This window comes from Anaerozeibacter quisquiliarum, from assembly GCF_051162045.1.
Taxonomy (GTDB): Bacteria; Bacillota; Clostridia; order Christensenellales; family Aristaeellaceae; genus Anaerozeibacter; species Anaerozeibacter quisquiliarum.
This window is the reverse complement of the sequence record NZ_JBISDI010000033.1, coordinates 1-22,227: the sequence shown is the minus strand read 5'-3', so window position 1 is coordinate 22,227 and position 22,227 is coordinate 1. Positions and strand designations below refer to the sequence as shown.

At 59.9% G+C, this 22,227-nt stretch carries 17 protein-coding genes and 1 pseudogene; 12 read left to right on the top strand and 6 right to left on the bottom strand.

What is annotated here, in order from left to right:
- Positions 1-16 precede the first annotated feature (16 nt).
- The 12 genes and pseudogenes from ACH6CV_RS13750 to ACH6CV_RS13695 form a co-directional block, all read left to right on the top strand.
- On the top strand, positions 17-934 hold the full coding sequence (locus ACH6CV_RS13750; RefSeq protein ID WP_456358778.1) for a peptidoglycan-binding protein: 918 nt from the start codon (positions 17-19) through the stop codon (positions 932-934).
- Positions 931-1,374, top strand: coding sequence for a phage holin family protein (locus ACH6CV_RS13745; protein ID WP_456358777.1), 444 nt, complete (start codon positions 931-933; stop codon positions 1,372-1,374). The genes ACH6CV_RS13750 and ACH6CV_RS13745 overlap by 4 nt, the downstream gene beginning before the upstream one ends.
- Before the next feature lie 188 nt (positions 1,375-1,562).
- Entirely contained in the window at positions 1,563-2,738 is a 1,176-nt protein-coding gene (locus ACH6CV_RS13740; protein WP_456358776.1) for a tyrosine-type recombinase/integrase, read from the top strand.
- A gap of 575 nt (positions 2,739-3,313) precedes the next feature.
- On the top strand, positions 3,314-5,380 hold the full coding sequence (locus tag ACH6CV_RS13735; protein ID WP_456358775.1) for a hydantoinase/oxoprolinase family protein: 2,067 nt from the start codon (positions 3,314-3,316) through the stop codon (positions 5,378-5,380).
- On the top strand, positions 5,377-7,062 hold the full coding sequence (locus tag ACH6CV_RS13730) for a hydantoinase B/oxoprolinase family protein (RefSeq protein WP_456358774.1): 1,686 nt from the start codon (positions 5,377-5,379) through the stop codon (positions 7,060-7,062). The genes ACH6CV_RS13735 and ACH6CV_RS13730 overlap by 4 nt, the downstream gene beginning before the upstream one ends.
- 31 nt (positions 7,063-7,093) lie before the next feature.
- Positions 7,094-8,089, top strand: a complete 996-nt coding sequence (locus tag ACH6CV_RS13725; protein WP_456358773.1) for an ABC transporter ATP-binding protein — start codon at positions 7,094-7,096, stop codon at positions 8,087-8,089.
- Complete coding sequence (locus ACH6CV_RS13720) at positions 8,082-9,074, top strand: ABC transporter ATP-binding protein (protein WP_456358772.1); 993 nt, start codon at positions 8,082-8,084, stop codon at positions 9,072-9,074. Before ACH6CV_RS13725 ends, ACH6CV_RS13720 begins: the two co-directional genes overlap by 8 nt.
- Positions 9,071-10,021 carry an ABC transporter permease gene (locus ACH6CV_RS13715; RefSeq protein ID WP_456358771.1) on the top strand — a complete coding sequence of 317 codons (951 nt, stop codon included), beginning with the start codon at positions 9,071-9,073 and terminating at the stop codon, positions 10,019-10,021. The genes ACH6CV_RS13720 and ACH6CV_RS13715 overlap by 4 nt, the downstream gene beginning before the upstream one ends.
- Positions 10,022-10,032: 11 nt before the next feature.
- Positions 10,033-10,857, top strand: a complete 825-nt coding sequence (locus ACH6CV_RS13710) for an ABC transporter permease (RefSeq protein ID WP_456358770.1) — start codon at positions 10,033-10,035, stop codon at positions 10,855-10,857.
- A 56-nt stretch (positions 10,858-10,913) separates the two neighbouring features.
- Positions 10,914-12,458, top strand: coding sequence for an ABC transporter substrate-binding protein (locus tag ACH6CV_RS13705; protein ID WP_456358769.1), 1,545 nt, complete (start codon positions 10,914-10,916; stop codon positions 12,456-12,458).
- A gap of 139 nt (positions 12,459-12,597) precedes the next feature.
- Entirely contained in the window at positions 12,598-13,515 is a 918-nt protein-coding gene (locus tag ACH6CV_RS13700) for a LysR family transcriptional regulator (protein ID WP_456358768.1), read from the top strand.
- A gap of 111 nt (positions 13,516-13,626) precedes the next feature.
- Positions 13,627-13,824: pseudogene (locus ACH6CV_RS13695) on the top strand (tyrosine-type recombinase/integrase); the annotation flags it as partial.
- 131 nt (positions 13,825-13,955) lie between these two features.
- Here the strand turns inward: ACH6CV_RS13695 and ACH6CV_RS13690 are convergent.
- The 6 genes from ACH6CV_RS13690 to ACH6CV_RS13665 form a co-directional block, all read right to left on the bottom strand.
- Positions 13,956-15,515 carry a response regulator transcription factor gene (locus ACH6CV_RS13690; RefSeq protein WP_456358767.1) on the bottom strand — a complete coding sequence of 520 codons (1,560 nt, stop codon included), beginning with the start codon at positions 15,513-15,515 and terminating at the stop codon, positions 13,956-13,958.
- On the bottom strand, positions 15,512-17,290 hold the full coding sequence (locus ACH6CV_RS13685) for a sensor histidine kinase (RefSeq protein WP_456358766.1): 1,779 nt from the start codon (positions 17,288-17,290) through the stop codon (positions 15,512-15,514). Before ACH6CV_RS13685 ends, ACH6CV_RS13690 begins: the two co-directional genes overlap by 4 nt.
- A 111-nt stretch (positions 17,291-17,401) precedes the next feature.
- Complete coding sequence (locus tag ACH6CV_RS13680; RefSeq protein ID WP_456358765.1) at positions 17,402-20,137, bottom strand: hypothetical protein; 2,736 nt, start codon at positions 20,135-20,137, stop codon at positions 17,402-17,404.
- 12 nt (positions 20,138-20,149) lie between these two features.
- Complete coding sequence (locus ACH6CV_RS13675; protein ID WP_456358764.1) at positions 20,150-20,992, bottom strand: carbohydrate ABC transporter permease; 843 nt, start codon at positions 20,990-20,992, stop codon at positions 20,150-20,152.
- Positions 20,989-21,885 (bottom strand): carbohydrate ABC transporter permease, encoded by an 897-nt coding sequence (locus ACH6CV_RS13670; RefSeq protein WP_456358763.1) that lies wholly within the window; start codon positions 21,883-21,885, stop codon positions 20,989-20,991. The genes ACH6CV_RS13675 and ACH6CV_RS13670 overlap by 4 nt, the downstream gene beginning before the upstream one ends.
- Positions 21,886-21,994: 109 nt before the next feature.
- Positions 21,995-22,227 (bottom strand): hypothetical protein (locus tag ACH6CV_RS13665; RefSeq protein WP_456358762.1); only part of this gene is annotated, 233 nt, incomplete at its 5' end.

Sequence of the window (22,227 nt, the reverse complement as noted above, 5' to 3'; positions counted from 1 at the left end):
GTTAGGAGAGGATTCCATGAAGTATGCGGAAATCGCACAGGGCGCGCGGGACTGGGCGCTCAAGAAGGTTGGCTGCAAGTACAGCCAGGCCAAGCGCACGCAGGAGAACATCTTTGACTGCTCGTCGCTCGTCGCTCGTGCGTACAGCGCGATGGGCAAGGCGTGGAAGTATGGCGGCAAGGTCCCGCTGTCCTGTAATGAGGTCTATGATGATGACTTCGAACTGCTCTGGCCGGCGACCTACGCCGAGATCGGGAAGAAGTTCGGAGGCTCGTCCGTGATCGCCAAGGCCAACCAGCCGGGCGACCTGCAATTCCTGAACACCATGAAAACCAGCCGGGCGAACAAGATCACGCATGTCACGATGGTGGCGTCCGCGTCGAAGATCGTCCATGCGCGCGGCTCGGCGTACGGCGTTCGGCTGGACAGCCTGACGCACTATGCCGGGAAAGTCTGCGCGCTGACGCGGTACAATCCAGCGTGTGATTTGATCGTGGGACACAAGGGCTACCGCACGGCTGCGCTCCAGAAGGCGTTGAACAAGCATGGCGCCGACCTGAGCGGCGATGGCGAGTTCGGATTAAAGACGCAGGCGGCATTAAAGTCTTTCCAAAAGTCGGCGGGCCTTCCGGTGACTGGGAAGGGCGACGCTGCAACACTCGCTGCGCTGGGGCTCGTGCCTGCTGCTGAATCACCCACGGAAATGCCAGATGAGACGACGCCTGCTGAGCTGGCTGATCCACCCAAGAGCGTCCGCGTCACGGGAAACTCGGTCAACATCCGCTCGGGTCCCGGCGCCGGGTTTGACGTCGTGAAAGCAGTGAACAAGGGCTCGGTGCTGACGCTGGCGGACACGAACGGTTGGGTCCCGATTCTCTTTGGAGACGAGATCTGCTGGATCAGTACGAAATACACGGAGGAGGCATCCATATGAAGGACACTTTCTTTTCCACCCTGGCCGCGATTGGCGCGGGCGTGGCTTCGACGCTGCTGGGCGGCTGGGACAAGAGCCTGGAGATCCTGCTCATCTTCATCATCATGGACTACATCACCGGTGTCGCCGCGGCGTTCAAGACCAAGACGCTGAAGTCTTCCGTTGGCTTTGACGGGCTGATGAAGAAAGGCTCAATCTTCCTGATCGTCATCCTGGCTGCACAACTCGATCGGATCACTGGCAACGCGGCGGGTGTGTTCCGCACCTCGACGGCGTTCTTCTTTATTGCAAATGACGCGTTATCGGTTCTGGAGAACGTCGGCGAGATGGGTGTGAAGCTGCCCGCTTTTCTGACCAACGCGCTAACCAAACTCCGGGACGAGCACGAAGGTGCGGGTGACAATAGCGATAGACCTGGCAGCAGCCAGAAGCCCAGTTAGCCACCAGCAAGGCCATTCACTCGCCATTTTCCGCCGGGATTGTCTTGTGGATACGGGACAAATCCCGGCGGTTTCTTTCTCTCCCCGAAACGCCAATTATGATCCGAAATGGAGTTGATACTGTGGAGCGAACGATTTACCATGTCGCTGGTTCTCTGGATGGCAACGCTAAAACGGGAGGGAAAACCGTGACGATCGTTCACTTGAAGCTGGGCAAGATCACCAAACGCTCCGACGGGCGGTACCAGGCGGGGTACCGTGATGTTGACGGGAAGCGTAAATTCATCACCTGCAACTCGGAGCAGGAAGTGCTGAAGCGGTTCCAGGCGCTTCAACCGGCACAAGAAAGAAGTCCTGAGAAAAAGCACGGGCGCTCAAAAGCAGATGCAGGCACGAAAGCCACAGCCAAAGCGCCCGCCGCCTATACCGCACCTACGGAAGATTGTATCCCGCTGGCCGACTACATGCTGAACTGGCTGGAGAAGTTCAAAAAGGGCAAGATCAGGCCAAGCACCTACGAGCGATACCAGTTTTGCCTTCAACTTCTCTGCAAGGACGAACTCGCCCAGATGGACATCCGGGCGATTCGGCTGGAGGATGTCCAGGAGTACGTCAATCGACTGGAGGACATGAGCGCGTCCACCATCAAGAAGCAAAAGCTGCTGCTCAGCCAGGTACTGGAGCACGCGATGCTGACTGAGGTGATTCAGCGCAACCCCGTACAAGGCGTGCAGATGCCGCCCATGACCCACAACACCAAGGTGGTTCTCCCCTACGAAAAGGATGAGCAGGAGAAACTAGCGGCCGCCTTTACCGAGGAAAAAAACGGACGGCTCCGATTCCGCTACGGATGGGGAGCCGTCCTTATCTTGGAGACAGGCTTGCGCGCGGGTGAGGCGCTGGCGCTGGAATGGGGAGACATCGACGAGGAGAAGCGCACGCTGAAGGTCACGAAGAACATGATCCGGGTGGACGGGAAGAACACCGTCCAGCGCACCACCAAGACGGACTCGGGCAAGCGCACGATTCCCCTCAACGGCCGGGCTTTGGAGGCCATCCAACGCCTAAAGGCACAGGAGGTTCACGGATGCCCCTACGTGTTCGCAACCCAGACCGGCAAGTACCTGAGCTACCGGAATCTGCTCGCCACCATGGAGAAGGCCTGCGAGGCGGCAGAGGTAGAGCATCGGGGGTTGCATGCCCTTCGGCATTCCTTCGCCAGCAACCTGTACGCTAGGGGTGTGGAGGTGAAGATAATCTCCAAGCTGCTGGGCCACGCCAGCGTGGAGATCACCTACAACCGGTACATCCACTTCTTCGAGGGTGAGATTGACGATACGCTCCGGCAGGCAGTTGGGGCATAAAGCGAGATACTCATAGATGTGTTTCATTCGTGCAGTACGGATTCCGTTATTCTCTTGCCGATCTTTACATCCGGGGTGTGAAAGTGTAGATCAAGTCCTTGCAATGGAATGGCTTATAGCATGATCCCTGTTTGACAGTAATTGCGGCGGTCAGTATGGTAAAGCGGTATTAGCCGGCATAGTACTCGGACCTGGTGTTGCCACCGCAGCACCAGGTCTCGCTGCCCGCGTCGAAGTATTTCGCCCCAAAGAGCTCGCAGTTCCTGCCTCCCAACGCGGGTATGACCGGAACTTGCCCAAAGCCAGCGAAATACGATTCTCGCAAAGCTGTCGCCATTCGGTGGAGGCGGCTGGTTTCTATTGAGAACCGATGCCACGATCATCGGCCATTATCCGTTATCTCCATAATTTTCAATTGTGGATCGAGGCTCAATATGCCATTGTTATGCACAATACGGATATATATGTGTTAAATTATTCGCTTTACAACGTATTCCTACGGGTTTATACTTATGGCAACACCGGTGGGTATGGACAGGATGTCTTGCGAGGGCATCCGAAAAGGAGAAGTGCTTATGTCCTATTGGTTCGGGATTGATGTGGGCGGCACGTTTACTGATTTTTCATTCTTTGAGACGGATACCCAGCGGCTCAATCACTACAAGCTCAGCTCAACGCCAGACGATCCCTCCCGGGCAATCATAGAAGGCATTCAGGAAATCATGAAGCTTCACGATATTGATCCGGGAAGGATCTCCTACCTCGCGCATGGGACAACCGTTGCCACCAACGCGCTGATTCAAAAAAAGGGCGGCAAGACCGCATTGATCACCACGAAAGGGTTCAAGGATCTGCTCGAGATCAGCCGCCAGACCCGCCCCAGCCTATACGACTCCACGCAGGAGAAGCCCTCCCCGATCGTCCGCGGCAAGTACCTCTGCGAAGTGGACGAGCGCATTCTGTACGACGGAGAAGTCCGCCGCGAACTGGATGTCGAAAATGTGGAAGCGGTCGTCGATTTTCTGAAGGCGGAGGGCGTAGACGGCATCGCGGTGTGTACGCTGTTTTCCTACGTCAATCCTGAGCATGAACGCAGAATCGAGCAAGTTATCCACGAGCGGTTCCCCGGCGCCTTCGTCTCCGTTTCCCATCGTATAACGCCGGAGTTTCGCGAAGTGCCCCGCATGAGCACCACCGTTGTCAACGCGTTCCTCGGTCCGGTCATGAAAACGTACGTAAACAATTTCCAACGCGCCGTTCGCAGCCTTGACATCGCGACGCAACCCTATATCACCCAATCCAACGGCAGCATCATTTCCATTTCGGAAACGGTCGAGGCGCCTGTCCGCACAGCGCTGTCGGGGCCGAGTTCCGGGGTGGTTGCCGCACAATACGTCGCCAGGCTCTGTGGCGTCGAGCAGATCATCACTTTCGACATGGGCGGCACCAGCGCCGACATCTGCCTGCTGTCAAAGGATGCGCCGAGCTTCGCGTCCGAAAAGGAGATCGAGGGCTACACGGTCCGTATTCCGATGATCGACATCAAGACGATCGGCGCGGGCGGCGGGAGCATCGCCCATATCGATGACGGCGGGGCGTTAAAAGTTGGTCCCGAAAGCGCCGGCGCCGTACCCGGCCCGGCCGCATACATGCGCGGCGGAACGAAACCCACTTTGACCGACGCCAATATCCTGCTGGGCCGGCTCAATCCTGAAAAGCTGCTGAGCGGCCGGATGAGCATCGACGCCTCCCTTGCGAAGCTCGCAATCGAGCGCGAAATCTGTGCAAAGACAGGTCTTGACGTTCTTGAAGCCGCGAAGGGCATCGTCAGTGTGATAAACGCCAACATGGTGCGCATTGCACGGGTCGTATCCGTCGAGCGCGGCTTTGACATCCGCGAATTCGCATTGGTGGCTTTCGGTGGCGCCGGCCCGCTGCATGCCTGCGATATCGCCGAGGAGTTGGGCGTGCGTCGTATCATCATCCCTTCGTCGCCAGGTACGTTTTGTTCGCTCGGACTGCTCGTTGCCGACGTGAAATACGACTATGTCAAAACCAACATCGTAAAGGCCTCGCCGGAAAACCTCGACGCGATCAACCGGGTCTTTGAGGAACTGGAGCGGGAAGGCGAAGCGTTTCTCGCGAACGAGCGCGTCCCCGCGCAAAGCCGCCGCTATATTCGCCGGATCGACGCGCGCTATCGGATGCAGAATTACGAGCTCACCGTCCCGGCGTCCGATGAAAAGCTGGATGAGGCGTCGCTTGCAGATATCTGCCGGACATTCCATGAGGAGCACGAAAAGAACTACGGGCACTGCGACAGGACACAGGAGATTGAGTTGGTCAACTTTAGACTGTCCGCCATCGGCCTTCGCGATAAACCCGCGCTTACGCGTTCGAACCGAGCGGCACATCGCCTTGCGCCCAAGGCACGGCGCGAAGTCTATTTCACGCGCGAGGGCTTTCAGGACTGCCCGATTTACGACAAGGATTCACTGCCTCTGCGCGCTGTGTTCCGCGGGCCCGCGGTCGTCGAACAAATGGATACCACCGTGGTCATCGCGCCGTGCTGGCGCTGCGAAATCGACGAATGGGGCAACATCGTCATGCATTCCGAGGATAGCGAGGGAAACGCCATATGATAAAAAGAAAAGCGATCGATTCGATTACCGTGGAGATCGTCGGAAATCTGCTGCTTTCCATCGCGGAAGAGATGGGTGTGGCGCTCATCAAGAGCTCCTATTCCAGCAACATCAAGGAGCGTAAGGATTGCTCTACCGCCGTGTTTGACGCGTCGGGCAATCTCGTCGCGCAGGCGGAGCACATTCCGATGCATCTGGGTTCCATGTCCGACAGCATCCTTTCGATCATCGACAAATTCGGCGTCGGAAATATCCGCGAGGGCGATATGTTCATTGCCAACGATTCCTACAACGGCGGCGGGTCCCATCTCCCGGACATTGTGTTTGCCGCGCCGGTTTTCGCGGATGGGAAACTGATCATGTGGGTGGCCAATATCGCCCATCATTCCGATATCGGCGGCATCGTACCGGGCAGCACCTCCGGAGAAGTGACCACGATCTTCCAGGAGGGATTGCGGCTGCCGCCCATCTACGCCTGTCGGGATGGGCGGATCATTCCGGACATCTTTGACATTATCGTCGGGAATTGCCGCACGCCCGCGCAGCGCACAGGCGACCTCAATGCGCAGGTTGCCGCGAACATCACCGGCATCAAGCGCGTCAAAGAGGCCTACGCAAAGTACGCGGACGTGCTGCTCGACGCCTCGAGCGATCTTCAGGATTACGCGGAAAACGCATTGCGGGCCGGTATTGCCAGAATTCCGGAGGGTACCTATCATTTTACGGAGTATGTGGACGACCCGCCCCAGCCGCCGGCGGACGGTGAAATCACGATCGACGTCGAGATTACGGTCGAAAAAGGGCATATGACGCTTGATTTCAGCCGGTCTAGCCGCCAGGTGGAAAAGAACATCAACATCACCTATGGCGCACTCATGACGACGGTGTTCTATGCGCTCAAAGCATTGATTGGGCCGAAAATCCCTTCCAACGCAGGTATTTTCCGGGTCTTTGATGTAATCGCAACACCCGGGACCATCGTAAGCTCCCTATCGCCCGCGCCGCTGGGCGAGCGCATGAGTGCCTGTCAGCGCGTCGTCGAAGCGATCTTCGGGGCGCTATACCCTGCGATGCCGGGGAGAGTGCCGGCTTGCAGCCACGACGGCGGTACATCCGTCAACCTGTCGGGCATAAACCCTCGCACAAACGATCTGTTTATTTATCCGGAGGGTATTGCGGGCGGCGAAGGCGCTTTCTCGTATCGCGACGGTATGAGCGGCATTCAGGTGCACATGACGAACACCTCCAACCAGCCCATCGAAGCGCTCGAGGCCGAAAATCCGATCCTCATCGAAAGCTATTCCCTGATCCGGGATTCCGGCGGGGCCGGAAAACATCGAGGCGGTCTTGGGATTGAGCGCGTGTTTGGTTTCCTGGCGGACGGCGTCACCTTCACCGGCCACGGCGGCCGGATGCGTATGGGCGCCTGGGGACAGGCAAACGGTCTTCCCGGGGCGGTTGGCGGATTCTTCCTGCTGTCCGAAGGCCGGGCGCCCGAGCGGCTTCCATCGATGTGTGATCAGGTCGTCGTTGGCCGAGATGACAGGATATGCGTGCGTACGCCGGGTGGCGGCGGATTCGGAAATCCGCTGGAGCGCGCCAAAGCGCTCGTCGCGCGCGACTTGGATGATGGCAAGGTATCCTCTGACCAGGCTCGCGCGCTCTACGGATACTCCTTGTAACCCCAAACGCTGAACCGAAGGAGGCTGAGAAATGAGCTATGCCGGAAACATACTTGACGTACGGGATCTATCCGTCGGGTTTTTTCTCAAAAACCAGGTGCTCACGGCGGTCGACAGAATCAGCCTGAAGGTCGGTCGGCGCGAAATCCTGGGCATAGTCGGCGAAAGCGGCAGCGGGAAATCCCAGGCGATGCTTGCGGTCATGCGACTTACGCAACCGCCTGGGAGAATCTGCTCCGGGAGCGTGACTTTCCAGGGTGAGGATCTCTTGCAAAAAAGCGATGCGGCCATGCGCGCCATCCGGGGCAAGAAGATCTCCATGATCTTTCAGGATCCCATGGCGGCATTGGATCCGATCTATACCTGCGGCTTTCAGATCACGGAGACCATCCTGAGGCACGAGCGCTGCAGAAAGAAGGAAGCGGCCGAACGCGGCATGGAGATGCTTCGGTCGGTCGGCCTTCCTGATCCCAAAAAGATCATGCGCTCCTATCCGTTTGAATTGTCGGGCGGCATGTGCCAGCGCGTGATGATCGCCATGTCGCTGGTCTGCTCGCCGGAGCTTTTGATCGCAGACGAACCGACCACCGCGCTGGATGTGACCGTGCAGGCTCAGATCCTTGAGCTGCTGCTGAAAATCCGCGAGGAGCGGAACATGAGCATTGTGCTGATCACGCATGACCTCGGCGTCGTATCGGAGATCACCGACCGCGTGGTCATCCTGTACGCCGGAAAGCTGATGGAGCAAGCGCCGACCGCCGAGCTGATGCGTTCACCCGCGCATCCCTACACGCGCGGGCTTTTGCGCTCGGTGGTGCAAAGCGGCATGGACAAGGACAGGCCGCTTCCGACAATCCGCGGAACGGTGCCCGAGTTTAAGGACATGCCCGAAGGCTGCCGTTTCGCGACGCGCTGTCCGGACGCGCAGCCGCCGTGTCACAGGGCGTCGCCCGCCCGTGCGGATATAGCCGGCGGCCACATCGTCTATTGCCACCGCTTCGAAGATCGGGGTGAAGACAATGCGTGAAGCGATCCTCGAGCTCAACGACGTCAGGAAGTACTTTCCCGTCAAGCAGGGCGGCCCGCTCGGGCGGCAGGCTTGGTTGCGCGCCGTCGACGGCGTGTCCCTCGCCGTCCCCTGCGGCGCGTCATTCGGGCTTGTCGGCGAGTCCGGATGCGGGAAGAGCACGCTCTCGCGCTGCATCATGCGCCTTGAGCATGTGACTGACGGAAGCATCCGCATACAGGGTAACGACATCCACAAGGCGCAGGGACGGGAACTCAAGGCATTGCGCCGCGAAGTACAGATGGTCTTCCAAAACCCATTCGAATCCCTCAACCCCCGGATGCGTGTCCGCGCGCTGATCGCGGAACCGATGACGATTCACGGCTTTGGCGACACGGCATCCCGCGAGCGGCGGGTCGCGGAGCTTCTCGAGCGCGTCGGCCTCAACGCCTCCGCGGGCGCGCGTTTCCCGCACGAATTCTCAGGCGGGCAGCGCCAGCGCATCGGCATCGCGCGCGCGCTGGCGCTCAACCCGAAGCTGGTCATCTGCGACGAACCGGTGTCGGCGCTGGATGTCTCCATCCAGGCGCAGATCCTGAATCTGCTGAAGGAACTCCAGCAGGATCTCAACCTTACTTACCTGTTTATTTCGCACAACCTGTCGGTCGTCCGGTATATGAGCCATTTTATCGCGGTCATGTACATGGGGCGTATCATGGAAGTCGCCGAGGCGGAGGAACTCTACAATCATCCGGCGCATCCGTACACACAAGCGCTGCTCTCGTCGATTCCGGAGCTGGGCGGCGATCGCAAAAAGCGCATCGTGCTTTCCGGCGATCCGCCAAGCCCTATATCGGTCACGCCCGGCTGCCTGTTCGCAAGCCGGTGCCCCTACGCCGAAGCCGTTTGCCGGCGCGAGCGTCCTGAACTCGGGGCGCTGTCGCCCGCGCATCGGGCTGCCTGCCATTTTTGCGGCTCGCCCGCCGAAAGGAGGCCGGAATCATGATTCTGTACATCCTCAAGCGGCTTGCCACGGCCATCCTTCAGATCTTTGTGGTCGCGACCATTGTGTTCCTGATCCTCCAGATCATGCCGGGCGATCCGGCCGTGCTGATGTTGGAGGCCAACGGCACGCAGCCGGATGAGGCGGCCGTCATGGCGCTTCGGGAAAACCTGGGCCTCAATCGGCCGGTGACCGCGCAGTACGCAGAGTGGGTCGCGCGCTTGTTTTCGCTGGATTTCGGTGAGTCCTACTACTATAAACAGCCCGTCTCCAGGCTGATCGCGCAACGGTTTGTGAACACGCTTGAGTTGGCGGTCGTGGCGGTCGTGGTCGCGTCGCTCCTGGGCATCCTCGTGGGCGTCGCCTGTTCGCGCGCCCGGGGCACGCTGATCGACAGACTGTTTTCAGGCATTACGGTCTTGGGGGTTTCGATTCCAAGCTATGTGATGGGCGCGCTGCTGATTATCCTGTTTTCGCTCAACCTTGGGTGGCTCCCGTCGAGCGGCTTTACGTCGTTTGCCCGGAGCCCGATCAAGCATCTGCAGGGCGCGATCCTTCCCTCGCTTACGCTTGCGCTCGGCTTTGCCGCGACGGTTGCGCGCATCACCCGTTCGTCGATGCTCGAGGAGATCAACCGCGAGTACGTACAGACGCTGCGCGCGAAGGGTCTCGGGGAGGGCCGCGTCATCTATCAGCATGGGCTTCGAAACTCGCTGATTCCGACCGTAACGGTCATCGGGCTTCAATTGGGCAGCCTGATCGGCGGCATGGTGGTCATAGAGAACATATTCAGCTGGCCGGGGCTCAGCACGCTTTTGATCACCGCCGTCAATCACCGCGATTACCGGATGCTGCAAGGCTGCGTGGTCGTCATCGCCGCGACGTACATCCTGATCAATCTCTTGGTCGATCTCATCTACCGCGTGATCGATCCAAGGGTACGGCGGTAAGGAGGGTGCGGATGATGAGAAAACTTTTTTACAGTCCATCTTTTGCGATCAGCCTCGCCGGGCTTGTGGTCATTGTTCTGCTTGCGGTTTTCGCGGAGCAAATCGCGCCCTACGACCCGCTCGTCATAGATTCCACCCAAGTCATGCAATCGGCGTCGTCCGGCCACCCGCTGGGTACGGACAACTTTGGCCGGGACATTCTGAGCCGCATGCTCTACGGGCTCAGGCCTACGCTGACGATTGCGCTTTTCGCGACGCTGATCGCGATGGTTGTCGGCACGATGGCCGGTATGGTCGCGGGGTTTTCCGGGAAGATTGGCGAGCAGCTTCTGATGCGCACGTCCGATATCGTTCAATGCTTTCCCTCCATGCTGCTGGCCATTATGATCGTGTGCTTCTTCAGTTCCGGCATCCCCACGCTGATCGTCACCATCGCAATCGTCTACATGCCGACCTTCGCGCGGCTTGCCTATGCATCCACGCTGAAGGTCAGGAAGCTTGAATACATTGACGCGCAGATTTCTGCCGGCGCGGGGCTTTTCAGGATCCTGTTTACGGGCGTGCTGCCCAATATCTCCTCGAGCATTCTGGTGCAGATGAGCTTAACCTTCGGAAACGCCATTTTGCTCGAATCGGGCCTGAGTTATCTGGGCCTTGGCATCATCCCGCCGACGCCGTCGCTGGGCAAGATGATCGGAGACGCACAGAGCTTTCTCTACTCCAACGCCTCCTATCTCCTGTATCCGGCCGCGCTGCTCGTCGTGCTGATCCTTTTGATCAACGTCATGGGCGACAGCCTCCGCGACATCCTCGATCCAAGGCTGAACCGGGACTGAGCGTTGTAATCCCGCCACGCGCGGGTTGCAAGCATAAGAATAGGGAGGGATAAACCATGAAGAGCCGGAACTTTCTCGCCATCTTGCTGGTTTTCACGCTGGCCTTCTCCTGTTTTGCGGTTGGCAGAGCAGAGGAAGCCGAACACCCCGGCGGAACGGTCACCTTTGGCCTGTCCGCGGAACCCACGCACCTCGAACCCGCTGTTGACAATGGCACGGCCGCCCGCGCCGTCGTCTGGACCATGTACGAAGGACTTTTCGCTTATGATTGGGAAGGCCGGGTTACGAACGTCCTCTGCGACAGCTACACCGTGAGCGACGACGGCCTCGCGTACACCTTCAAGCTGATCGACGCGCAATTTCACAACGGCGATCCCGTAACCGCCGAGGACGTGAAGTACTCCTTCGAACGGGTTATGGATCCCGACATGGGCGCGTTTGAGTACAAGAACATGCAAGTCATCGACCAGATGAACGTCATCGACGACAAGACGCTGGAAATCAGGCTCAAGAACCCGCTGGCGCCATTCGTGAACTACCTCGCCAACAAGTTCATGGTCATCGTGTCCAAGGGTTGGTGCGAAGCCCACAACGGGGACATCTCGATGGATCCGATGGGCTGCGGCCCGTTCCAGTTCGGCGAATGGCTGTCCGGCCAGGAGATCGTTGTCGAGCGTTTCGAAGGCTACCACGATCCCAAGTATCCGATGGCCGACGAGATCAATTTTAAGTTCTATCCCGATGGCCAGGCCCGGGTCAACGCGCTTCAGACCGGCGTCGTGGACATCATCGAATACGTCGACTACTCGGCATTCGCCCAGTTGGAGGCCAACCCCAATGTCGTGTGCGACATCCGTGAAGGGCCGTTCATGTACCTCAACTTCAACCTCGAGTGTGAAGCGCTGAGCAACCCGACCGTGCGCCAGGCGATTTCCTACGCGCTCAGGCGGGAGGATGTGCGCGACACCGCGTTCAGCGGCGGCGGCACGATCATGTTCGGCACGCCCTTCGTCGCCGGCCAGATCGGCTACAAGGAGGAGTACGCCAGTTATTTCGAATACAACCCCGAGAAGGCGAAGGCGATGCTCGCCGAGGCCGGCTATCCCGACGGCATCGAGTTCAAGCTGCTGACCTCCTCGACCTACGCTTTCTTTGAACAGTCGGCCATCGCGGTCCAGGCGAGCCTGAAGGAATGCGGCATCAACGTGACGCTCGAGGCGCCCGACTGGTCCACCTACAATGCCAGGCTCCGCTCCGGCGATTACGACTGCCTGATCAACGGCTACCTCGCCAACGTCGCCGACCCCGACTGGATCTCCGCGCTGTACGCCGACGGCGCGAACTACAACACCGGCCACTTCTTCAATGAGCGCTTTGAGCAACTGCTCGTCGAAGGCCGGAAGACCAACGACCGCGAGGCGCGCCAGGCGATCTATGAGGAGTGCCAGAGAATCCTGATCGAGGAGTCCCCGCACTGCTACATCCTCTGGCGCCCGCAGGCGTTCGCCTACAAGACCGCGGTTCAGAACTTCCGCAACATGCCCAACGGATCGACTTATAATTCATGCTACCTGCTCCGCCAGGCTTACGTGAAGCAGTAGGTTATTCGCTTTCGGACGCGGCCAGGGGGGGAGGGGGCGACGCCTTCTCCCCCTTTGTTTTGGCGCTCTCCCAGAGCGTTGACGTTATTTGCCGGGCCGTGGTACAATGTGCGCAGCGATGTGTGTGGGGGAATCCGTTTTGAATTTCTGCGATATTCAGGCGTTTATGGCGATTGTGGAGACCCGGAGCTTTCTGAAGGCCTCGGAACTCCTGTTCTTCTCACAGTCGACGATCAGCCGGCGCCTGAAAAACCTCGAGGCGTACCTCGGCTACGAGTTGATCAGCCGTGGCAAAGGTCAGCGATCCATCGAGCTCACAGCCCGTGGCGCGCAGTTCGTGTTGATTGCGGAAAAATGGCTGTCCGTTTGGCATGAAACGCAGCAATTCATCAATTCAAACGCCAGCATGCAACTGGCGATCGGCTGTACAGAATGGTTCAATTCCTATCTTTTCCTTCCGTTCTACCGGAATATTATGCGGAATGAGAAGGACCTCTCGATCACGGTAAAGTCCGGCCCTTCCTATTCTACATACGAATTGATGAATAACGCGGAGGTCGACGTGGGGTTTGTCTGCAATCCTCAGGCATTCAAGGGCATCGAGACGACGCCCATTCTTCGGGATCCCCTTCGGCTGGTCTGCGAGCGAAGCTCCGAATGGGTGAGCGACAAGCCCATATCACCCGCGGTGCTCGATCCCGCTTACGAGGTCGAATGGAATCACCTGTCCGACTATCGCATGTGGCACAATCACTGGTGGAATCCGGATATACAGCCGCGTATCACCTGTGATTTCTCGGTATCGCTTTGCTTTAGCTTTATCAGGAACCCAAATTTCTGGTTGATGGCGCCAGCGTCCGTGGCGGAACGCTTTGTCTCAAACGATTCCGATCTCGTCATCCAATCGCTGACCGATCCCGCCCCGGACTTTATCTGCCACTTGATCGTACCTCGTCTAATTCGATCCTCGCGTCAATTCGCCGTTTCAATATTTAATAATTACCTTGTGGAATTCGTTGATAAGCTTGTAGAGGAAAAGCCTTATCACAAGTATTGACATTACATAGGACTGAAGGTAGCCTAGCGGGATGCCCCTGCGTATTCGCCACCCAGACCGGCAAGCACCTGAGCTACCGGAATCTTCTGGCCATGATGGAGAAGGCCTGGCGAGGCAACAGGGGGCGAGCACCGAGGCCTGCACGCATTGAGGCATTCCTTTGCCTCCAACTTGTTTGCTCGGAGCGTTTCTGTTAAGGCAATCTCGAGATTGTTGGGCCATTGCAGCACGCAGGTTACGCTCGACAGGTACATCAGCCTATTCGAGGGCGACCTAGACGACACCCTCCGGCAGGCGGTCGGGGCGTGAACGAAGTGTGTGAAGGCGAGCCACCTTTTGAAATGAAGAGAGTTGCTCGATAAGAAATCCCGCATCCGTTTCCTAATCGAGAGACTGCTGGCAAGATCGACGAAGCCTCCCGTCAAAAAGGCATCTTCACATCACAACGTGCTGGAACTGGCACTTTGGCGGTATTCTTGCGGGGTCTGGCCGGTAATGCGCTTGAACAGCTGTGAGAAGTATTGGGGATTATTGCCCATGCCCACTGATTCCGCTACCTCAAACACGCGCGCGTCCGCGTTCGCCAGCAGTAACTGTTTGGCGTGCTCGATCCTCAGGTTCATCACATAGTGGGAGAACTTGGTATCCGTCCTTTTGCGGAACAGCCGCCCCAAGTAGTCCTCGTTCATGAACATGACGTCCCTCGCCAGCAGCGTCAGCGAAAAGTCCTCGCGGCCCAGCATCTGCTCAGTCAGTTCGATCATGCGCTCCACGATCGCGCCGTAGCACTCGCTGGCCGCCTGATAGTGGCGCTCGGCGGCGGATTCAGCCAGTTGGTGGATGTCTGCCACCATTTGCTCCAGCGTGGACGCGCCGCCCTGCGCCCACTTCACGACCGCCTCGCCCAGCCGACCAGGATCCTCCTGCCGCAGAATGTCGATCAGCAGTTCCAGGCAGTATCCGCGCGCGGCAGCAGCATCCAATCGCCCATCGCTGAGTCGGACTCGAAACTGGTCCAGCAACGTACTCAGCGTGGCGGTATCCCCGCTGCTGACCGCGCTGAGCACGCGCGACATGTCGAACGCGATGCGTCCGTTCAGCGGCACGCCACTGGGAAGCAGATCGGGCGTGATGATGACTCCGTCGCCCAAGTAGAACCGGTGATCCATGCAGCGACTGGCGATGTCATACAGCGTGGACAACTCGTCATAGCCGCCAACGCCGCTGAGCGCCACGGTGATGCGTTCGCAGCGGAACGAGTACCAGCGCTGCTGTACAGCGTGCAGCTCAGAGATCAGCTCGTCCTGCTGCTGTGCCTCACAGCCCAGCACCAGCAACGCCCGGCCGGAGATCCGCGTCAGCAGTTCCAGCGGGCAGGTCATATGATCCTGCAGCAGCGCCTTCAGCGCAGCCACGCGCGCCACGTCGAGCGAACTCTCCGCCTCTACCAGCGCAACGCGGCACAGCCCCTCGCCGAGCCGCATCAAGCGGCGGTCGTCGACCTCGATTTCGCGGAAGTCCAGCTGGCGTAGGCACAGGTCGCGCAGGTAGCTCATGCGCGCCTGGGGCAGCAGCCGCTTGAGTTCCTGTTCGTTGCATGTCTGCACCGCGCGCTCGTCCGACAGGCGGCGGATGTTCTCGCTCACCTGGGACAGCACGCGCGTCATCTCCTCCACGCTGCAAGGCTTGAGCAAATAGTGTCTGACCCCCATGCGCATCGCCTGCGACGCGTATTCAAACTCATCGTAGCCCGACAGGATGACGAACTCGGCGTGCGGACGCAGATCCGATGCGGCCTCGATCAGCTCCAGCCCGTTCACGCGCGGCATGCACACATCAGTGATGATCAGGTCCGCCTCGTGCGCGCTCAGGTACTCGATGGCGTCGCGACCGTTCTCCGCCGAAAACACCAGCTCCATGCCCAGCGCCGCCCAGTCGATGTTGTTCGCGATGCCCTCGCGCATGATGCGCTCATCATCTGCCAGCAGCACCTGAATCATGTTTCGCCCTCCAAGCGTTCCAGAATGATGTGCACCCGCGTGCCCTCGCCCCTGCGGCTGCCGATCTCCAGCGAGAACCCGCCACCGTACAGGATCTGAAGGCGCTCAATGATGTTCTTGAGTCCCAGCCCGCCCTCTTTCGGGACCACCTCACCGCGCTGCAGCTTCTGCGCCAGCGCCTCATCCATGCCCGCGCCGCCGTCCTCCACGGTGATGTGCAGCCGCCCGGATCGCTCTTCGATGCTGACCACGATGCGTCCCACGCCACCCGCGCTGTCGATGCCGTGCCGGATGGCGTTCTCCACCAGCGGCTGCAGCATCAGTCCCGGCACCTTCCAGCCCGCCAATGCAAAGCTATCATCGACGCGCATCTCCACATCCAGCCGCTCCTGATAGCGGATCTTCTGAATCGTCACATACTGGCCGAGCACCTGAAGCTCATCCGGTAGCGGTACGGCACGCCCGTCGGCGCGAATCGTAGCACGCAGTAGCGCGCCCAACGAGTGCACCATTTGCGCGATCTGTGTCTCGCCAGCGCCCTGAGCCAGCCAATATACCGAATCCAGCGTGTTGTACAGAAAGTGAGGGTTGATCTGCGCCTGCAGCGCGCGGTACTGCGCGTCCTTCGTGATGGCTTGCTGCTTCAGGTCCTTGATCACTAGGCTGTCGATGGCGCGGATCATCACCTCGAAGCTCCGCTGCAGGTTGCCCACCTCGCCGCCGCCCGCGCGCGCCATGGCGTCGGAGTCCACAGTAAAGTCGCCGCCCTGAACGCGCTGCATGCGCCGCGCGAGCGCCTCCAGCGGCCTGGTCAGCGTGCCCGCGAACCAGCGCCCAAGCGCCAGCGCCAGCAGCGCCAGCGCCACAAACATGCCTGCGTACATTGCGTTCATCTGGTCAAACTCGCGGTACACTGAGTCCCTGGGCACCGCCATTTTGTAGCGCCAGCCGGTGTACTGCGAGCGGCGCACGGTATACAGCCATCGTTGCCCGTCGATCACCTGCTCGCCGCGCGCACCGTTGCCGCCAATGGTAGCATCCTGCGCGGCGATGGCGTTGTCGGATGAAAAAAGCAGCTCGTCCCCCTGAAATACCAGCAGCCGGATGTCCTCGCGCGCGAAGCGCTCCACGCCGGTCTTGAGTAGGAGGCTGTCCATGTCGATGAAGAACACCAGTGTGGCCAGGTTTGTCAGCTCTAGGTCCTTGATCTTACGGATCTGGCGTGCGAACACCGCATAGCGCTCACCATTCACGGGCGCGAACCACACTGAACTGCCTCTTCCCGCGCGCGCCACGTCAGCAATCTGGCGGATGCGCGCGGCGGAGATATTGTTGTCCAAGTACAGCCCGCTGCGCGACAGTTGGTAGAACCCGTCGATCAGCCCCGCGCTCTTGATGAAGTCATACTCCAGCGCGCTGTCCATGATAGTCTGGGTGAGCTTGTTGACGCGGGACAGTCTGACCAGCGGGTTCTGCAACTCGCGCATGGCGCACAGCTCATCCTGCAGCTTCTGGTTGCCGAACACCCTCAGTGAGAGCTGCTCCAGCTCGCGCAGATCGCGGTCCACCTGCAGCGAGACCATATCCAGCGTGCGCGAGAAATCAGCGTCGATGCGGTCGGCGTACACGCGCATCGCATGGCGCGTCATCGTGTACGCAACCAGCAGCACCAGCAGCAGCACACCCAGGAGCGCCAGAAAGATGCGGTCGCGGATCTTCATGCTGCGCACGCGCTCGTGCGCTAGCGGTACCGCCTCCCGGAATCGTTCGACCATTGGCGCCACCTTCCCTCTGGCCTTCCATTATAGGCGCATCCCGCCACAATCGCAATTCCAAAACATATCGACGGCGGATGGCTATGCTGCCATCCGCCTGATCCTCCCACATTATTGAAGCGCCCACAGCTTCTCACCCACAATGGGGTTTTCGCCCATCGTGCTGCTGAGCACAGCGCGCATCTCGCCTTTACCAGCGCCGACCACGAGCACCGTGGACGGCCGCTCGGCGAAGCTGTGCGCGTCGAATCGCGGCTCGAAACCGCTTGCCTTTGGCGGGCGTACCCAGAACGCGGCCACGGCGCGCCGATTGGGTTCGACATCGCCCAATTCGGTCTCTGCGCGCGTTTCCATCAGCCTCTCGGGCAGCACCCACAGCCGCGCGGGCTTTGCCACTACCTGCCATCCCTCGGGCAGTGCGAGCGACACCTTTGCGTCCGCGATGGGTTCTCCCGAGGCCACGACCAGCCGCACCAGCGACCACATCTCGCCGTCCCACATGCGCTGGCGCACCAGCTTTTTGTCGAAGCTGTCGAACAGGATGCCATGCTCACACGCGAACGAGCCTAGCTCACGCGCCACGATGTCCGCCTCGCCGTCGATGCCGTCATATTCCACAACGGGCAGCGGCGCGCTGAGCGACAGCGAACCGCCCGGCGCGAGTACGGCGGGAGCGGCACCCATCAACTCCACCGTCCATTCGAACCCGCCCAGGTTACGAAGTTCCAGGTGTATCTCGCCGCCCGCCTGCTCCCACTTCAGGTCAAACCGGTGTCCACCAAGGTTCATACCGCGCCACACCACCACTTCAGGCAGTCCGGCGGGCGCGACGCTCAGCCGGCGCGCGGGCACATCCAGCGATACGCCCACCCACTGCCACACAAACTGTTGCGCCCAGGAGCCCTGTCCCTGGCTGCATCGCGTGATGCCGCGACACGCGTCGCTGCCCAACGGCCACCAATATACGCTGCCGGTCTCGTCGCAATCCTGCGCGAACAGCGCCTCCAGCGCCTCGCGCATCTCGCGCCGCGTGTGGCTGCCGCCCACACGGGAGATAAACGCAGTGCCGTCCAACGGGCCACCGTCGTGGAACCACCGGTCCGCCGAAAACTCGGCGTCGAAGTTGGGGCACCACAGCGAGCGAGCAAACCGATGGTAGTTGATCCATTCGGATTGATTCCAGCCATACGCGCCATACACCGGGGCCATGCAGCTGGCCGAATCCTCACCGTCGTAGTACAGCGTGCCATCGGGCAGGTAGAACCCGTCCTCGTCGCCGCCGCCCAGATTCGTGCCGCCACTGAACTGCGTGCCGAATGGACCTTCAGCGCTCATCTTGTCGAACAGCGCCGTGCGCACGTCGGCGGCCAGCGACAGCAGCGCCCCGGCACGCTCCTTTTGCCCCAGCGCCTCCAGCAGCCCGGCGTACAGGCTCAGCGCACCCTGCACCTTCACATTCGTGCCGTGATCGTACTTTCGGAACACATGCGCGTCACTGGAATAGTGGGACGAGAACAGCACGCAGTCCGCCGCCTGGAACGACAGTAGCTCCTCCAACACCGAATCCAGCGCGCGCACCAGCGCCGGCCGCCGCACAAACGCCTCCGCGTCTCCAGTCGCACGGTAGTACGCGCCTGCTAGCAGCAGCGGCGCGATCAGGATGGGCGTAGAGTGATCCGGATAGCGCGGCGCGGGGCAGCGGCTACGCTCTGCGAAGAACTCCAGCACCTTAAAGCACAGCTCCGGGCACACAGGCAGCACGCTCAGCGCCGTGGGTTCGATGTCGATACCCCAGATCGTGCCGCAGTTGTGCGCGGGTGCACCCTGCCAGTGGCTGATCAAATCGCCCTTGCCATTCAACTGCAGGCAGTTGAAATTGTCGATCACGCAGCGCACATACAAGTCGCACGCCTTTTGCATCAGTGGGTCCGCGCCCAGGCTCAGCTCGCCCAACAGCGAGGCCCAAAAATCCACTGTATCCAGCAGCCATTCGCCGCTGCCGCGCATGCTCAGCTCGTAGATTGCGGGCATCAGCTCGTGGTACTCCTTCGCCAGCGCCACCTGTGCCTCCACCAGCGCCTCCTCCCCGGACTCCAGCGCCAGCGGACGCACGCAGTCGGGCTGCCCCTCGGTCCCCGTCCATTGCCCGTGGCGCATGTGGATGCCCGCGCAGCCCTCCGGCTTGACGAAGATCATCGTCTCCTGTCGGATGTACCGCTGGGGCTCGCCCGGGTGGGGCGGCAGCGGCTTGTCCTCAAAACGGTAGGTGTCGATCATTATAGGATCGCACCGCAGGTGCACGCGCAGTACGCGCCGCTCGCTCGAAGTGTTTTTGACATGCATCGTGAACAGCGCGCCCGTGGGGCCCGGCAGAGGCGCGGAGGCCATCATCGCCTTGCCCTCGCGCGCCACCGGTGCGCAGCTGCTCACGCGAATCTCCAGACCGTGGTGTCCGGCAAACGACACCGGTAGTGCGTCCGATATGTAGCCGGTATGGTTTGACCAACCGCGCTCGATGGCGGACACGCGCTCGCCATCCTCCAGTTCCAACTCGTAGCGCAAGTTGCCCAGAAACAGCACTTGGTCGCACTGATAGTAGGTGCCCGGGTAGTAGTCAATGGCCACGGTTCGCTCGCTGTGCATCACGGGCACGGGATACACCACCGTGGGCAGCGAAAGGAACCGCATCTGGCCCCCTGGCGTGTGACCCAGCAGCACGCGCGCGTTGGACTGGGTGTACATCAGCTCCTCCGACAGCCGGCAGTTGCCCGGCTCGGTGGCGTCTGCGGCCGTCGCGCGGAAAAATGGCGAGATCCTGCCCGATGTTGCCTTCAGGTAGCACTGCATGCAGTTGTCTCCTTATCCTTTGATCCCCGAAAATGTGATGCCCTCGATGAAGAACCTCTGCGCAAAGAAGAACAGCAGGATCATCGGCAGGATGACCACGGAAGACGCGGCCATCAGGTAGTGCCACTGGTTCACGTAACGGTCCAGGAACGACTGCAGCCCCAACGCCAGCGTGTAGTTGGTCTTGCTCTTGAGGTAGATCAGCGGCCCGAAGAAGTCGTTCCAGGTCCACATGAACGTGAACACACCCACCGTGGCCATCACGGGCTTACTGAGCGGCATCACGATCTGCGCGTAGATCCGCAGGTAGCCCGCACCGTCGATCGTGGCGGCCTCGTCGTAGTCGCGCGGTATTGTCATGTAGAACTGGCGCACCATGAAGATGAAGAACGCGTTCAGGAAGAACGAGGGCAGCCACAGCGGCACCAGCGTGTCGTACAGCCCCAGATTCAGCCAGATCAGGAACTGCGGGATCTGGATCACCGACGATGGAATCATCATCGTAGCGATCACCAGTGCGAAGCATAGGTCCCTGCCTTTGAAACTGATCCTAGAGAATCCGAACGCCGCGAAGCTGGAGCTAAAGATATTGCCCGCCATGTTCAGCGCCACCAGCACCAGCGTGTTGCCAAAATAACTCGCGAACGGAAACGATGTGAGCGCGTCCGAGAAATTCTCCCAGCGCATCCGCTCCGGCAGCCAGCGCATGGGCATCGCAAAGATCTCGCCCGAGCTCATGAACGCGCTCCTCAGCAGCCAGAAGAACGGAAACACGCACACGAGAATCATGAAGATCAACATTGCGTAGGTCAGCATGTAGGAGGCCCGGTATTTTTGGCGGTGCGCGCCCGTCATTGCCCGCTCCCCCCTTCATAGAACACCCACTTGCCCGACAGCTTGAACGCCATCATCGTCAGCAGCGCAACCAAGATGAACAGAATCCAGGCCATCGCCGACGCGTAGCCCATCTGCTGGTTGTTGAACGCGGTCCGGTACAGCAGCAGCACATAGAACAGACTGGCGTTGCTGGGCCCGCCGTCGGTCATGATGTAGGCTTGGGTGAATGTCTGCATGCAGTTGATGATCGCCATAATCATATTGTAGAAGATTACCGGGCTGATCATGGGCACGGTGACGTTCTTGAACTTGTGCAGCGCGTTGCCGCCGTCGATTTCCACGGACTCATACAGGCTGCGCGAGATGCCCTGCAGCCCGGCGAGATAGATGATCACAGTGTTGCCCGATCCCCACACCGCCATCAGCGACAGTGTGGGAATGACCGCATTCGCGTCGTAGATCCAGTTGCTGGGCGGCAGCCCGCACGCCTTCAGCACCGTGTTCAGCAGCCCAAACATGGGGTTGCACAGAAACATCCACAGCGCGGCGTTGGCCACTGCGGGCACGATGGACGGGATGTAAAAGATAGTACGAAACAGCGACATGCAGCGCACCTTCGTGTTGAGCAGCACCGCCAGAAACAGCGACACGCAGGTGATCAGCGGCACCGTCAGAAACGAATAGCTCAGGGTGACCCTGAGCGCCTGGGGCACAAGCGAGTTCACCTGCGTGAACATGTTCATATAGTTGGCCGCGCCCACAAACGCCGGCTCGCGGATCATATCCCACTCAAAGAAGCCGATGACCAGGCTGAACAGCATCGGCCCCACGTAGAACACCAGCAGCCCGATCAGCGCGGGCGCGATGAACAAAAAGCCCCACCGCGCCGCCCGCCACTCGGATGCGGACATGCGTCCTCCCCGCCGCGCAGGTCTTGCACCCGCCATGTCCATTCCTCCATCCAGATACCAGGGCAGAGCGCCGTCCAGCGCGCTGCCCTGGCCGTCAAATTGTCGGAGACTAGAATCCCTTGAACATGCCTTCCGTCTTGGTGTAGCACTCTTGGATCGCCTGATCCACCGTCATGCTGCCTAGCCACAGGTTGTCCAGGATGGGCGCAATGGTCTGGTCGACGATGGGACCGAAGTCCTTCAGTTTCACGTTCTCACCCGCGATGGCCACCTCGGTGATCAGCGGTGGGATGGTGGTGCGGAAGTCCTCGTTGTAGAAGTCATCCGTGCTGATCCATTGGG